Genomic DNA, 15202 nt, shown 5'->3' with positions numbered 1-15202 from the left:
CCCGCGAAGGTGCTGCTTTTTTTATGATGCTGATTGAAAAGCCGATGGCAAAACCGAAATCAGGCCCGGTTCTGTTCTTCCATCTGACGCAGGAATTCACGACATTTCATACCCGGCGCAAGAACACGCCAGTACGACACCACCGCTTCTTCGGTTGCCACACTGAAATCGATAATCAGATTATCAAGCGCGTTCTGACGCATCAGTTCGGCAACACGTTCCGGAATCTGTGACATCTGCCACATGCCAATCACCAATGCATAGGATGTCCGCATCAGCTTGTTGGCATTCTCTGGCGTGATGGCATACAGCTCGGACAGGGCATCTGCCGTCCGTTTCACCATGGAAGAAATAAATCTTCGATGGCTTAGAACCGCTTCATCGTCCGTCCCCTGCTCCAGAACCCCTTGTGACAGGGACGCCAGATGCAGGAATTGCTTCCGTTTGACAAGATACTGCACGAATTGTTGTGCAACACGTGCTGAATCCCGTTCTTCGGGACGGCGTAACGCTTCCTGTTCAATCACTTCAAGGTTGTTTTCAAACCACCCCTTCAGGAACCCGCGCAGGACTTCCAGAAAAAGGGCTTCCTTGCTTGAAAAATAAAGATACAGCGTGCCTTTGGCGAGACTGGCCTTTTTGGCGACTTCGGCTGCCGATGGCAGTTGTCCGTCCCCCTCAAGATAAAGCGCCTCGGCTGCGACAAGTATATCGTTTCTACGTTTCAGTTTTTGCTCGTGGCTACGCGCACGAACAAGACATTCGTTTTCCATAGAGAATTATTCCCCCAACATTCTCCCTGAACTTATATTAATGCCTATTAATTCATTCAAAAGTCAAATCGCGCGGTGACTTTCGATAGATAAAATCAAAGAAACGTCGATGTAACAAACAGTTCGCCTGCATTTTTTAAGCGCGCGTTAGATGAACAATAGTCACCACACAGCAATCACGAAACGTATTTGCGAACAAAAATCGCGAATCTGTACAGATTTGATTCGCTGCGGCTGCGAAGCCCCGATTGCGGCACGCGCGAAATACCTGATGGGTAGCCTTCATACCAAAACCATTCAACCACCCGTTCCTTCGGGTAACAAAAATGGCCCTGATTAGGCGTCCCTAACCTTTTGAGTGGGTGATCTTGTTGATAAACCACGTTAAATCAAACTTGGGGAAGATTAAAATCCGCGAAAACAAGCGGTGTCATTTTTCACCACTGATCCTGAAACTGGTCTTAGAACCGAGGGGACTATGAGCACACACGACGAAAATGAACTTCCTGAAGCCAATAGTGGCTCTCAGGCGGCGGCAGATATTGCTGAAAACAGCGAAAACGCCGAATACCATAACGGCCAGATTCAATATCACGGTCGCTGGCAGGACGTTCTGAAACTTTGCTGCTGGAACACGCTTTGGACCATCCTGACATTGGGCATATTCCGTTTCTGGGCCAAAACCCGGATGCGCCGCTATATCTGGAGCAACATCGTCATTGATGGTGATGCGTTGGAATATACCGGTCGCGGGTTGGAACTTTTCCTTGGCTTCCTGATTGTCTCGGTCATCTTTATCCCCGCGTCCCTGCTGCTGGGCTTTATCTCGGCCCAACTGCCCCCGGCCATGCAGGGATTGCAGATTATCGTGATGTATGCCGTCATTCTGTTTCTGATTTTTGTCGCGATCTATCGCGCCACGCGCTATCGCATGAGCCGCACCTTCTGGCGCGGCATTCGCGGAAAACTGGGCGGTTCGTCCTTCAAATATGCCCTGATCGGCTTTGGCAGCTTTTTGGCAGCCATCCTGTCGCTGGGCATTCTGATGCCGCTCAGTTTTATCACGCTGACCCGCTATGAAACCAACAACACCTGGATCGGCGACCATCAGGCACGCTTTACCGGCACATTCGGCCCTGCCTTCAAAAAGTGGATCCTGACCTGGCTCCTGTGTCTGGTCGCGATTGCCATATCGGGCGGCATTATTGCGGCGGCGGTTAACCTTACGCACTCCCCGTTTTATATCGTGCCGCTGGCCTTTATTCCGTATCTCGTGATCGTCTTCGGGATGGCCTGGTACCATGTTTGGTGCTTCCGGTATCAAAGCGAAAACACCACCCTTGCAGGCCTGCAATTTGGCAGCACGCTCGCGACCGGGCAATATATCAAACTGTTGCTGCGCTTCCTGCTGTTGATGGTTTTGGCGGGGATTGTCTTTGTTGCCCTGCTGTCGGTCACCGGTGGTTTTGCCGCATTCTCGATCCTTGCAAATAACGCGGCATCCTATATGCCACCGGAACAGGTTCTGGCGATCCTGGCACCGTTCTTTATCCTGATGCTGCTTGCAACACCTGTCTTCGGCATCCTGACATTTGTCGGGCTGACCCATCCGATGCTGGCACTGCATGTTTCATCGCTGGTATATGACGGTGACATCGCAGAACTGCATCAGAACACGGATGCACAGAACGTCCCGCGCACCGGCGAAGGTCTTGCAGAAGCCTTTGATCTGGGCGGGATTTAACAAGGCATTTTGATGAACAGCTTGCCCAATGCCCGTCTTTTTGACGGTAAAACATCGTTGGCAACGAATGTAACGGTCGGCATATCCGACCGTTACATTACCCTGTATCTGCCAGACGGCGGGGAACAGGTGCTGTCAAAAGACAGTGTTTATCTGTGTGAAAAGATCGAAAAGGGAAAACCGCTTCGTTTGCGAAAGCGCAAGGATGATGGATTTCGCCTGATTTTTGACGATCCGCACTCCAAGGCCTTCATTGTCGAAAACCTGCCCGGACTTGCCGTGGACGAAGGGGCCACAAGGGCAAAAGTCCGGCTTGCGTCTGGTATCATCGGTTTCTCCGCGGCAATTGCCCTGCTGATCTGGCAGGGCATGCCATTGATGATTGATCTGGTCATCGCGGTGTATCCACGTTCAATGGAAATGGATATGGGACGCAATGCGCGCGAACAGATCGTGGCGATCATGGGCGAAGACCGCGACGGGACAAGTGCGTGTGCGATCAACGATCCCGCACAAAAGGTCATCACCACCATTCTGGGCCGCTTTGAACAAACCGGCGCACTGACATATGACTACCAAACCACCGTACTGCGCAGCGATATCGAAAACGCCCTTGCCCTGCCCGGCGGGCAGATCATTGTATTTTCCGAACTGATAAAAAAGGCGGAAAATCCCGAAGCTCTGGCTGGCGTTCTGGCCCATGAAATCGGCCATACCGAAATGCAGCACGGCCTTAAAAAGCTGTTTTCAGGCATCGCGCTTGGCCAGCTTGTCCGATTGATGACCGGCGGGGCCGACCTTCCGGTCGGCTTTATCATGGAACAAAGCTATTCCCGGGACATGGAAACCGATGCCGATCACTTTGCCCTTGAACTGATGAGTGACGCCAGCATCGAAACCCAAAGCACGGCAAAGCTGTTTCGCACAATCTCCACCGAAAGCAGATATGCCGAAATTGCCAGTTTCCTGCCGGAAATCCTAAGCTCGCACCCGGAAATGACCGGTCGGATCGACCTGTTTGAACAAAGCGACATCACAGGTACGCTTGATATCAATCCGCAGGACTGGAAAGCCTTGCAAACGGTCTGCGACTAACCACGTTGGAACGGGACAGGCCATAAACCTGCCCGCCTCGCTTGAGGATCAGACCGGCAATTCGGTCGTGCGTTTGACTTCGCGTAGGGTGATGATCGTCTGGACCCGTTCCACCCCCGGAAGCTGGGTCAGGACTTCGCTGTGGATGCGTTCATAGTCGGCAGTATTGCTGTAAACCACATGCACCAGATAGTCGCTCTGCCCCGCAAGAAGGTAACATTCCACGACTTCCGGGACCGACTGGATTTCCTTTTCAAAGGTTTCAAGCGCCTCGCGGGTCTGGCGCGCGATCGAGATATTGACGAATGCATTGCCCGGTTTGCCGATGCGGGCCGGATTAAGCAGCATCGTGTAACGATCAATCAGACCGGCTTCTTCCAGAAGCCTGACACGGCGCAAGCAGGCCGACGCCGATAAATTGACCTTTTCGGCCAGTTCGGCGTTGCTGATACGACCGTCGCGCTGAAGCAGCCGCAGGATCATCCGGTCACGTTCGTCCATCTGCATTTCGAATATTCTCCCTGCCTGAAGCGGATTTTTTAAAATTATATAGCATTAATACCATCAAACTCACCGATGATTGAAGGGAAATTGCCACAATTTTCGGGTATCCTGCATAGATAACTAAAAACGGGAGAACCGTTATCATCGCCACGTTTGTCCGGGAGAGAAACAATGCTGATTGGCATTCCGAAAGAAATCAAAAACCATGAATATCGCGTCGGCCTGACCCCGAGTTCCGTGCGTGAAGCCACGGCCCACGGGCATGACGTCATCATCGAAACCAATGCTGGTGCCGGTATCGGTTGCAGCAACGATGATTACGTCGCCGCCGGCGCAAAAATCGTCGATACCGCGGCCGAAATCTTTGCCAAATCCGAAATGATCGTAAAGGTCAAGGAACCGCAGAAAGTCGAATACGAGCAGCTCCGCGAAGGGCAGCTTCTGTTTACCTACCTTCATCTGGCGCCCGATCCGGAACAGACCGCCGGTCTGATCAAATCCGGGGTGACGGCGATTGCCTATGAAACCGTTACCGATAAAAATGGTGGTCTGCCATTGCTGGCCCCGATGTCCGAAGTTGCCGGGCGCATGGCACCGCAGGTCGGTGCAGCGGCCCTGCAAAAGGCCAATGGCGGACGTGGCATGTTGCTAGGCGGTGTGCCCGGTGTTGCCCCCGCCAAGGTCGTTGTGATCGGCGGCGGCGTTGTCGGCACCAATGCCGCCCGCATTGCCGCGGGCATGGGCGCGGATGTCATCATTCTCGACAAGAATGTCAAACGCCTGACCTATATTGACGATGTGTTTGGCCCGCGCATCAAAACGCAATATGCCACCATCGATGATACCGAGGCACTGGTCTATGATGCCGACATGGTTGTCGGTGCAGTCCTGATCCCCGGTGCCGCGGCACCGAAACTGATCCACAAGGACCAGCTTTCAAAAATGAAGCCGGGTTCGGTGATTGTCGATGTCGCGATTGATCAGGGCGGCTGCTTTGAAACATCCAAAGCCACCACCCATGCCGATCCGACCTATATCGTCGATGACGTGGTGCATTACTGTGTTGCCAACATGCCCGGTGCGGTGGCCCGCACATCGACCTTTGCGCTCAACAACGCGACCCTGCCCTTCACCCTTGCCCTTGCCGACAAGGGCTGGAAAAAAGCCTGCCAGGACGACCCGCATCTGGCGGCAGGGCTAAACGTTCACGAAGGACGCGTCACCTATGAGGCCGTCGCACGTGATCTTGGGTACGATTACCTGCCCCTTGATCGTGTGCTGGCGTAAACCGGCTTGGCGTAACCTCCCGGCAGGACTAGTCACCCTGCCCCACGCAGACCCCGCCAATCATTTTGGCGGGGTTTGTTGTCCTGAGCTATGCTAGCCTTGCTGAAAAATACATTCGGGATGAAATGATCATGGAAATATCGATGCTGATCGGGGCGATGGTCGCGGCCGCCATCTATACCCTGACACCCGGCCCGGCCTTTTTGGCGATGCTGGGCATTGGTGCCGCACAGGGCCGCCGGGCAAGTGCCGGTTTCCTGTTTGGACATTTTGCCGGGGACATCATGTGGGCCAGTCTGGCGCTGGTGGCGATCATCGGGTCACGCGTCCTTGATCCGATGGTGTTTGATATTCTGGCGATGATTTGCGGGGTCTATCTGTTCTGGCTTGGTATTCGCGCCGTGACGGCAAAGCGCAAGGTCGATGGTGCGGTGAGCATGACCGTCCTCCACCCGTGGCGGCGCGGCATTATTTTCGGGATCACCAACCCAAAGGGATACCCAGTTGCGGTCGCGATGTTCACAGCCCTTCTGGCACAGGATGCAGCGTCGCTTGGCTGGGACAGCATGACGGGGCTGTTGCTGGCGTCTGCCGTCGGGTTTCTGGTCGCCGATCTGATCCTGATCTGGATTGTCGGACTTGGCGTGTTGCGCCGGATGTATCAGCGCCACGAAATCTGGATCGTGCGCGCCACCGGGGTTTTATTTATCGGTTTTGCCGTTCAGGCAATCGCCAATGCCCTGCCCAACCTCGGCCATAGCCTTGCACACGGGTTCAGCACGCTTCGCAAACCCTGATCATTCTTGATACCCCAAACAAAAAGCCGCCCGGCGAACCGGGCGGCTTTTTGGCTGTTATGGTTTGGACGACTTAAAATTCGACCTGCGTCACATCGCGAACCGCACCCTGATCGGCACTGGTTGCAAGCGCGGCATAGGCACGAAGGGCCGTTGTCACCTTGCGTTTGCGCGGCTTGGCCGGTTTCCAGGCATCCTTGCCCTTGGCTTCCATTTCCTGACGGCGCGCCGCCAGAACCGCATCATCAACCGCAATCCTGATCGACCGGTTCGGAATATCGATTTCGATGATATCGCCCGGCTCGATCAATGCGATATCCCCGCCTGCCGCGGCTTCCGGCGATACGTGGCCAATCGAAAGACCCGACGTCCCGCCCGAAAAACGCCCATCGGTGACAAGCGCACAGGCCTTGCCCAGCCCCATCGATTTCAGATAGCTGGTCGGATACAGCATTTCCTGCATGCCCGGACCACCTTTGGGGCCTTCATAACGGATGACGACAACATCGCCTTCCTTGACCTCGCCCCCCAGAACCTTGGCAACCGCCTCGTCCTGGCTTTCACAGATCACGGCCGGACCAGTAAATTTCAGGATGCTGGCATCGACACCGGCGGTTTTAACGATACAGCCATTGACCGCCATATTGCCAAACAGAACCGCCAGACCGCCATCCTTGCTGTAGGCATGTTCGATATCGCGGATACAGCCTTCTTTTTCGTCAAGGTCAAGATCATCCCAATACCGTTCCTGACTGAACGCGGTCTGGGTCGGGATACCACCCGGCATGGCGCGGAAGAATTTATGCACCGCGTCGTTCTTGGTGCGCCGGATGTCCCATTTTTCAAGGGCATCGGCCATGGTTTTGCTATGAACCGTCGGCACATCGGTATGCAGCAACCCACCGCGTTCCAGCTCGCCCAGAATACGCATGATGCCGCCGGCACGATGAACGTCTTCCATGTGATATAGCGGATGCGAGGGCGCAACCTTCGACAGATGCGGAATCTGGCGCGACAGACGATCCATGTCGGCCATGGTAAAGTTGACCTCGGCCTCGCGCGCAATCGCCAGCAGATGCAGAACCGTATTGGTCGAACCGCCCATCGCGATATCAAGCGCCATGGCGTTTTCAAAGGCCTTGAACGTCGCGATGCCCCGCGGGGTCGCGGTAACGTCTTCTTCCTCGTAATAACGACGCGCCAGCTTGACGGATGTGCGCGCCGCTTCAAGGAACAGTTCCTGACGCGCGGCATGCGTCGCCAGCACCGAACCATTCCCCGGCAGCGCAAGGCCAAGCGCCTCGGCCAGGCAATTCATTGAATTGGCGGTAAACATGCCGGAGCACGAACCGCAGGTCGGGCATGCCGACCGTTCGACAACCGCAACCTGTTCGTCCGAGATTTTCGGATCGGCGGCTTCGACCATCGCATCAACAAGGTCAAGATGACGTTCCTTGCCATCAATGGTGACCTTCCCGGCCTCCATCGGGCCACCGGAAACGAACACCGCCGGAACGTTAAGGCGCATCGCGGCCATCAACATGCCCGGCGTGATCTTGTCACAATTGGAAATGCAGACCATCGCATCCGCGCAATGGGCATTGACCATATATTCGACGGAATCCGCAATGATTTCACGCGACGGCAGGCTGTAAAGCATGCCGTCATGGCCCATCGCGATACCGTCATCGACCGCAATCGTATTGAATTCCTTGGCAACACCACCGGCGGCTTCGATTTCGCGGGCCACCATCTGACCAAGGTCTTTCAGGTGAACGTGACCTGGCACGAACTGGGTAAAGCTGTTGACGACCGCAATGATCGGCTTGTCAAAGTCTTCATCCTTCATGCCCGTGGCGCGCCAAAGGCCGCGCGCACCGGCCATATTGCGGCCATGGGTGGTTGTACGGGACCGATATTCCGGCATGGTCGAACCTCTCTATCTTCGCGGGGTGTTTATCATTGTTACATATTTAGGGGTTCTAGCACAGTCTTCGCGCCCAATGACAGTTTTTTGCCCGAAAATTTCGTGTTTTTGCGCCATATGGAACGAATGCTACCTGAAAGATAACCACCATTTCCAAGGCAGCACTTTCACTCATCGGGTTAAGTTTCGGGAATTCCATCACCTCTCGGGGGCGAACCTACACCAAAGACCCGCAATCCTATCCCATTAGATAGGCGACGACCTCGACCATAATCCATATCTTAACAGGTGATTATCGCCGCCAGGCGATTCTCCCACTCCCATTCTCGCCCCGGCCTGCGTCGCAGGCCCGGGGTTTTTTTTTATGCTTTTTCCGGCCCGATCATTCCTTTTGATCAAAGAACGAAATGCTTTAAAGCAATGACAGAACGTTCCTTTTTCTGCATGCTGATTGATATGACAGCAATCAGGACTGTCCATCTTACGAGGTAAAGCATATCGATGTCGGCCGATCTCAAGACCCTGCTCAGGCGTGGACTAAGCGCGCATGAAGGCAACCGTCCTGACGAGGCCGAGAAGATTTACCGTCGTGCGCTGTCGCTGTCGCCCGGCAACCCCGAAGTCGAACATCTTCTGGCGACTCTTCTGACCAGCCTTGATCGCCACCGCGAAGCCCTTGAACTGTTTGATAGCTGCCTGCCGCGACTTGGTGCCAACCCGGCAGTGCGGTGCAATTTCGCGATTGCACTGGAACGGGCCGGGCAGATCGAAAAGGCGATTGACGAATTCCGTCAGGCCATCAGCTATCATGGCGATTTCCCGACCGCCCTTTATCATCTGGCACGCCTTGAAATGCCGCGCGGCCATATCGGGCAGACGGTGGACCTTCTGGGGCGGTTGCTGGGCCTGAAACCCGATCACTTTGACGGACTTTTGCTGTTTGGCGAGGCATTGCACGCATTGGGGCAGGAAGAAGCAGCACTCGCATCCCTTGACCGCGCTGCCGAGGCCGCCGGGATCACCCCCGATATGATTTGCCGTGTTGGTGATGTGTCGCTGCGCCTTGGATATCCCGGTATGGCGCAAAATCTTTATCAACGCGCGCTCAGCATCGATCCCCGTCATGTCCCCGCCCTGCATGGGCTGGGGCGGGCCCTATCGGCACAAGGCGAATATGCCAAGGCGATTGCGATCCTTAAAACCGCCAAGCGCCTTGCCAAAGGCAGGATCGAAATCGATCTTGAAATTGCTGATATCGAATTGCGGTGCGGCGATATCGCAAGTGCGATTGCCGAACTGACCGTGCTTGTGGAAAAACACCCGGCAAATGCGGATGCCCACACAGCCCTTCTGGCAGCGGTTGCCAGGCTGCCCGATATCGGCGGGGCCGAATATCTTAAACAGGCCCGCCAATGGGCGCGAAGCCACATGCCGACAATGCCCGAACCGAAATTTATCAACAGCAAACAGATTGATAAACGGCTTCGCATCGGCTGGCTGTCACCGCATTTTTGCGAACATGCCTCCTTTGCCCTGCTGGCGGGGGTTGCCCGGCACCTGAACCGCAACGAGGTCGAACTGTTTCTGTATTCGGCCACCCCGCGCCCGGATCAGACCACCCGTTCATGGCAGGTCATGGCCGATGGCTGGCGCGAGGTTTACGGCCAAAGCCCGCTTCAGATTGCTGAGCGCATCCGGAAGGACCGGGTCGATATCCTGTTTGACCTGACCGGCCCGGTGACGGATCAACCGATCACGGTATTCGCCCATCGCGCCGCCCCGGTTCAGGCCAGCATCGCACCAATGACGACGGGCATCAGTCAGATGGATTACATCCTTGTCCATCATCGCGCGATCCCGGCCAAACCGGCCGAAAACAAGCTGTTTTGTGAAAATGTGCAGCATCTGGGATCGGGGCCTTTTGCCTATGTTGGCGCGGATGATGCCGCCATGCTCAGCCTGCTTCCAGCCGCAATTGACGAAGCCGTGACCTTTGGCTGCTTTGACCGGTTATCAAACATCAGTGACGCCAGCCTGAATTGCTTTGCGCGCATATTAAACAAGGTCAGGAACAGTCGCCTTGTCATTCAGGACAATGTTCTGGGCGATGCCTTTGCCAGAAAGACGATGCTGGATCGTCTGCGCCAGGCCGGGCTTCATACGGATCGTGTCAATCTGATTGGTGCGGTCAGCCCCGAAGATAAACCCGATCTTTACGCCCGGATCGATATCGGACTGGCGCCCTTCCCGATGATTGATATCGCGCGCTATTTCGATATGCTGTGGCACGGTATTCCGTTTGTCACGATGGCAGGTGAAACACCGGCATCACGCGCAGGGCTTTGCCTGTTATCCGATATCGGGCTCGATGCGCTGGCGGCGGAAACGCAAAAGGGTTACGTCGAAAAGGCCGTCCTTCTGACACAGGACATCAACGCCCTTACCACCATTCGGGCCGGCATGCGTGACCGGATGAAAAACAGCAAGGCCATGAACGGTGCGGCCACCGCGCGCGAACTTGAAGAATCCTGCCGGGATATGTGGAAAACCTGGTGTGCGTTATGATCACCTGGCAGCCCTAGCGCGCCAGAACACCGCGCGCGAACAGTTCGGTCACTGCGGCCTGCAAATCATCGGCGATAAAGTCCGCCTCTGCCGCCTCGGGCCAGGTTGTTTCCTTTGCCCCGTGCCCGGTCTTAACGATCACCGCATGGGTGCCCGCCGCACGTCCGGCACGAATATCGTTGATCCGATCCCCGATCAGAACACTATCGCCCAGCGAAATCACAAAATCCTCGGCCGCGGCAAGGATCATGGCCGGGCCCGGTTTGCGGCATTCGCTTTCGCGGCGATATCCCTCAACCCCGTCGGGATGATAGGGCGAATAATAAATCCCCTGCACCGATGCCCCCGCACGCGCCAGCATCGCAAGCATCGCCTCATGCAGGTCACGAAGGCCCGCCTCGGTCAGATAGCCCCGCGCCACCGCCGACTGGTTGGTCACGATCATCACCGGAATACCGGCATCATTAAGCTGTTTGATGGCTGCGGCGGTTCCGGGAATCAGGGCAAGATCGTCAATCTTTGACAGATAATGGACTTCTTCATTCACCACCCCATCACGATCAAGAAAAACCGCAGGCACAGGATGGCGCTGATCGCGCCAGCGCGGAGCCGGATCAATGAAATGGCGGTGAACGAAATCGTATTTTCTGGAGCTCATGCCTGACCCTGTCTTTTTGTCTCTGGGGCTGATGGACGGGCTAACATGCACCATCAACATCCGGAATGACAAGTTTTCACGACGCAGGTTTGTGTCGACTTATCGCGATGCGGAAAACCAACTGGTATTACCATTATTCGCTTGCCCCGCGACTATCGGTCATGACAATTTCACCCGGGGGCCATCGGGGCCAAGCCATCTGGGGATACTGAATTTCATGTTTGCCGATATCTTTGCCATTCTTGCGCCGGTTTTCATAACCACGGGTCTTGGTTATATCTGGGCACGGTCCGGCAGACATTTCGATACGGGACTGGTGACATCCATCGTCACCTATTTTGCCACCCCCTGCCTGACCTTTGCCGCCCTTGCCACGGTTGATCTTGGTGCGGATGCGCTGGTATCGATGGGTACTGCCGCCCTTGCCGCGAACATCATTTTCGTTCTGATCGGCTGGCCGATCCTGAAAGTTTTCAAACTGGCCCCGCGGACCTATCTGCAATCGCTGACCTGGCCGAATGTCGGCAATGTCGGTCTGCCGCTTTGCATGCTGGCATACGGGCAGGATGGTCTGGCACTGTCGGTCGCGTTCTTTGCGGTTTACGTAGTTTTACAGCTCACCATCGGGGTGGCGTTCGTTTCGGGCAGTTTCTCGCTTAAATCGATCATCAAGATGCCGATCATCCCGGCAACCCTGATTGCAACCGGCTTCCTTGCGACCAATACCGAAGTCCCGGCATGGCTTTACAACACGACCAACCTGATCGGGCAGCTCACCATTCCGTTAATGCTGTTTACATTGGGTGTGTCACTGGCCCGCCTCCGCCCGGTTAGCCTCGCGCGCAGCACCGCACTTAGCATGCTGCGCCTTGTGATGGGCTTTGCGGTTGGCGTCGGCCTTTCCGAAGCCATGGGGCTTACCGGGATCGAACGCGGGGTCGTCATCCTGCAATGTTCGATGCCGGTTGCGGTGTTCTGCTATCTGTTTGCCCAGCTTTACAACCGCGAACCCGAAGAAGTCGCCGGTGTGGTCATCAGTTCAAGCTTCCTTGCCGCCATCGCCCTGCCCGGCCTGCTGTGGTACGTGCTCTAGACCTACTGGACAATCAGGCGATAACTACCCTCGCCCGTGCCATCGCGGTAAAACCCGACGGCACATTCTGACCGTCCCTTTTGCAGGTCCGCATCCCCGTTTTCAGTTGCCAGCTTGGCAATATGTTCGCGGCATTGCGCAACGTCATCAAACCTTGCATCCGAAATACGGATATCGGTTTGTTTCTGCGTATCGGGATAATAAACCGCCGTCACCTTTTCCCAGGGTGCGGCATCATCCGTCCAGATCTGATCGGCAATGAAACGCCTTGATTCTTCTGCCACGGTTGCGGCAACCAATGCGATGATCGCAATCAGGAACAACCGGCGCTTCGTACGGTGTGAAATGTTAAAAGCCATTAGAAATCCCGACGGGGGTTGTATTCTGACTATTCACCAGTAACAGGATGCGCGTGGTTCAACGGGCCATTGCCCTTGCCAAAATCAGGGGCCGTGCGGATCGCTTCGCGCACGAAAGCACGCGCGCGCGCCACCGCATCGCTAAGCCCCATGCCCTGCGAAAGCCCCGTCGCAATCGCACTGGCAAGCGAACAACCCGTCCCATGGTTGTTTTCCGACGGAATACGATCCGCCTCAAACCCTTCGATATCACCATCATGCCGCCACAGGATATCAACAATCCGCTCGCCGTCGGCATGGCCGCCCTTGACCAGCACCGCCTTGGCCCCCAGTTCACCGATCTTGCGGGCGGCTTCGATCATGTCACCCTCGGTCAAAATCTTCCTCCCCGAAAGCACTTCGGCCTCGGGAATATTCGGGGTCAGGACGGTCGCCAGCGGCACCATGTTTTTGATCAGCGCATCAACCGCGTCTTCGTTCAAAAGACGCGATCCGCTTTGCGATATCATCACCGGATCAACAACAATCGGAATATCGGCGGCTTTGTCCCGGATGAATTTTGCAACCGCTTCGATCACCGGCACACTATGCAGCATACCGGTCTTGATCGCATCGGCCCCGATATCATCAATCGTGACTTCGGCCTGATGGACGATCAGTTTCGGATCAATGCCCAGAACATCAAAAACACCGGTGGTATTTTGCACCGTCAGCGCCGTGATCGCGGTTGCGGCATATCCACCCAGAACAGTCACGGTTTTGATGTCGGCCTGAATTCCGGCCCCACCGGAACAATCCGAACCGGCAATGATCAATATGCGACCTTTCATGATCGACCTCCAAGCACTTCTGATATTCGCTTCAAGATAGTCCTGCTGCCTTAACCCGCAACAGCCATGATTTCAGCAACAATGCCATCAACGATCTGTTCAACCTTGATCGCGTCATCGCCTTCGGCCATCACACGGATCAGCGGTTCGGTTCCCGATTTGCGGATCAGAACGCGACCATCGCCGTTAAAGGCCCGTTCGGCACTGGAAATCGCATCAACCACACTGCTACGAGACAGCGGATCGGAACCCGCCACATAACGCACGTTTTTAAGGATTTGCGGCAGCGGATCGAAAACGCGGCTTACTTCCGAAACCGGACCATCGCGATCCGCCAGAACCGCCAGAACCTGAAGGGACGCCAGCAAGCCATCACCGGTCGATGCAAAATCCGACAGCACGATATGCCCGGACTGTTCCCCGCCGACATTGCAATCAAGGGCACGCATCTGTTCCACAACGTAACGATCCCCGACCTTGGTACGGATCAGGCGCAACCCATTGCTTTCAAGGTAACGTTCAAGACCAAGGTTTGACATCACCGTCGCAACCAGGGCATTGCCGCGCAACTGCCCGGTGCGTTTCCAATGGGTGGTGACAAGGCCCATCAACTGATCCCCATCGATCAACTGGCCTTTTTCATCACACATCTGAACCCGGTCGGCATCACCATCCAGGGCAATCCCGACATCGGCCTTTTCGGCCAACACCCGGTCGCACATGGTTTGGGTATGCGTCGAACCACATTCGGCATTGATGTTAAGACCGTTCGGTTTGGTCCCGATTTCAATGACATCCGCGCCAAGTTCACGCAGGACCTTGGGCGCCACGGAATAAGCCGCCCCATTGGCGCAATCCAGAACGATCTTGAGCCCCTCAAGCGTCACCGAAGACGGCAGCGATGATTTGACCGCCTCGATATAGCGGCCCGGCGCATCATCAATGCGCTGCGCACGGCCAAGTTTGTCGGCAGCCACCAGCAACGCCGACATGTCGCTGTCCATCATGGCTTCGATTTCAAGTTCGACCTTGTCAGACAGTTTGAAACCATCCGGGCCAAAAAGCTTGATGCCGTTATCCTGAAACGGGTTGTGTGAGGCCGAAATCATCACGCCGATATCAGCCCGCATCGATTTGGTCAGCATGGCAACGGCCGGCGTCGGCATCGGCCCGACCAGCATCACATCCATCCCCATCGACGTAAAACCGGCCACCAAAGCCGGTTCAAGCATATAGCCCGACAGACGGGTATCCTTGCCAATCACCACACGATGACGATGATCGCCACGGGTGAAATAATGGCCAGCGGCCATCCCGACCTTAAGCGCGACTTCGGCTGTCATGGGGGCGGTGTTGGCGGTTCCGCGAATACCGTCGGTCCCGAAATATTTACGGCTCATGCTCGTCTTCTCTGCTTCCATCCCGACACATTGATGCGCGGGTTATTTTTCCTGACTGCCGGTTATATCAAAGTGTCCGCGCAATGCTACCGGCAAGTGACCGATTATACCTTTCATAAGCAACCGATCCGTTAATCGCATCCTTTACCCTTCGCTTATAAAAGCCATGA

At 55.5% G+C, this 15202-nt stretch carries 13 protein-coding genes; 6 read left to right on the top strand and 7 right to left on the bottom strand.

The genetic code is table 11. The features are described from left to right. Positions 1-59 precede the first annotated feature (59 nt). Complete coding sequence (locus P8T57_RS16725) at positions 60-773, bottom strand: TetR family transcriptional regulator (protein ID WP_007092106.1); 714 nt, start codon at positions 771-773, stop codon at positions 60-62. A 478-nt stretch (positions 774-1251) separates the two neighbouring features. Between P8T57_RS16725 and P8T57_RS16720 the strand changes: the two genes are divergently transcribed. Both P8T57_RS16720 and P8T57_RS16715 read left to right on the top strand, forming a co-directional pair. Next, positions 1252-2517: a DUF898 family protein gene (locus P8T57_RS16720; RefSeq protein ID WP_341363740.1), complete on the top strand. Its 1266-nt coding sequence runs from the start codon at positions 1252-1254 to the stop codon at positions 2515-2517. Positions 2518-2529: 12 nt separating this feature from the next. Further along, on the top strand, positions 2530-3612 hold the full coding sequence (locus P8T57_RS16715) for a M48 family metallopeptidase (protein ID WP_114095299.1): 1083 nt from the start codon (positions 2530-2532) through the stop codon (positions 3610-3612). A 48-nt stretch (positions 3613-3660) separates the two neighbouring features. Here P8T57_RS16715 and P8T57_RS16710 read toward each other — a convergent pair whose 3' ends face one another. Beyond that, entirely contained in the window at positions 3661-4119 is a 459-nt protein-coding gene (locus tag P8T57_RS16710; RefSeq protein WP_007092109.1) for an Lrp/AsnC family transcriptional regulator, read from the bottom strand. 168 nt (positions 4120-4287) lie between these two features. On the opposite strand from P8T57_RS16710, the gene ald reads away from it, so the two are divergent. Both ald and P8T57_RS16700 read left to right on the top strand, forming a co-directional pair. Next, complete coding sequence (ald, locus tag P8T57_RS16705) at positions 4288-5403, top strand: alanine dehydrogenase (protein WP_341363739.1); 1116 nt, start codon at positions 4288-4290, stop codon at positions 5401-5403. Between the two features lie 131 nt (positions 5404-5534). Next, the gene (locus P8T57_RS16700) at positions 5535-6200 is read left to right on the top strand and encodes a LysE family translocator (RefSeq protein ID WP_341363738.1); all 666 of its coding nucleotides are present in this window, start codon (positions 5535-5537) and stop codon (positions 6198-6200) included. A gap of 73 nt (positions 6201-6273) precedes the next feature. Here the strand turns inward: P8T57_RS16700 and ilvD are convergent, their stop codons facing one another. Further along, entirely contained in the window at positions 6274-8127 is a 1854-nt protein-coding gene (ilvD, locus tag P8T57_RS16695; RefSeq protein WP_341363737.1) for a dihydroxy-acid dehydratase, read from the bottom strand. Between the two features lie 501 nt (positions 8128-8628). Here ilvD and P8T57_RS16690 point away from each other — a divergent pair. Further along, positions 8629-10692, top strand: a complete 2064-nt coding sequence (locus P8T57_RS16690) for a tetratricopeptide repeat protein (RefSeq protein ID WP_341363736.1) — start codon at positions 8629-8631, stop codon at positions 10690-10692. 13 nt (positions 10693-10705) lie between these two features. Here the strand turns inward: P8T57_RS16690 and P8T57_RS16685 are convergent, their stop codons facing one another. After that, positions 10706-11350 carry an HAD family hydrolase gene (locus tag P8T57_RS16685; protein WP_341363735.1) on the bottom strand — a complete coding sequence of 215 codons (645 nt, stop codon included), beginning with the start codon at positions 11348-11350 and terminating at the stop codon, positions 10706-10708. 217 nt (positions 11351-11567) lie between these two features. On the opposite strand from P8T57_RS16685, the gene P8T57_RS16680 reads away from it, so the two are divergent. Next, the gene (locus P8T57_RS16680; protein WP_007092121.1) at positions 11568-12443 is read left to right on the top strand and encodes an AEC family transporter; all 876 of its coding nucleotides are present in this window, start codon (positions 11568-11570) and stop codon (positions 12441-12443) included. A 2-nt stretch (positions 12444-12445) separates the two neighbouring features. On the opposite strand, the gene P8T57_RS16675 is transcribed toward P8T57_RS16680, so the two are convergent. From P8T57_RS16675 to glmM, 3 genes are read right to left on the bottom strand one after another with little or no spacing between them, the layout of a single operon-like run. Continuing rightward, complete coding sequence (locus P8T57_RS16675; protein ID WP_341363734.1) at positions 12446-12802, bottom strand: hypothetical protein; 357 nt, start codon at positions 12800-12802, stop codon at positions 12446-12448. 29 nt (positions 12803-12831) lie between these two features. Next, a complete protein-coding gene (gene thiD, locus P8T57_RS16670) occupies positions 12832-13632 on the bottom strand; it encodes a bifunctional hydroxymethylpyrimidine kinase/phosphomethylpyrimidine kinase (protein WP_341363733.1) in 801 nt (266 codons plus the stop codon). A gap of 50 nt (positions 13633-13682) precedes the next feature. After that, the gene (gene glmM, locus P8T57_RS16665) at positions 13683-15032 is read right to left on the bottom strand and encodes a phosphoglucosamine mutase (RefSeq protein ID WP_341363732.1); all 1350 of its coding nucleotides are present in this window, start codon (positions 15030-15032) and stop codon (positions 13683-13685) included. Positions 15033-15202 lie beyond the last annotated feature (170 nt).

Source organism: Thalassospira sp. SN3W, assembly GCF_038070535.1.
Lineage (GTDB): Bacteria > Pseudomonadota > Alphaproteobacteria > Rhodospirillales > Thalassospiraceae > Thalassospira > Thalassospira xiamenensis.
The sequence above is the reverse complement of the archived record's forward strand: the minus strand, read 5'-3'. Positions and strand labels throughout refer to the sequence as shown.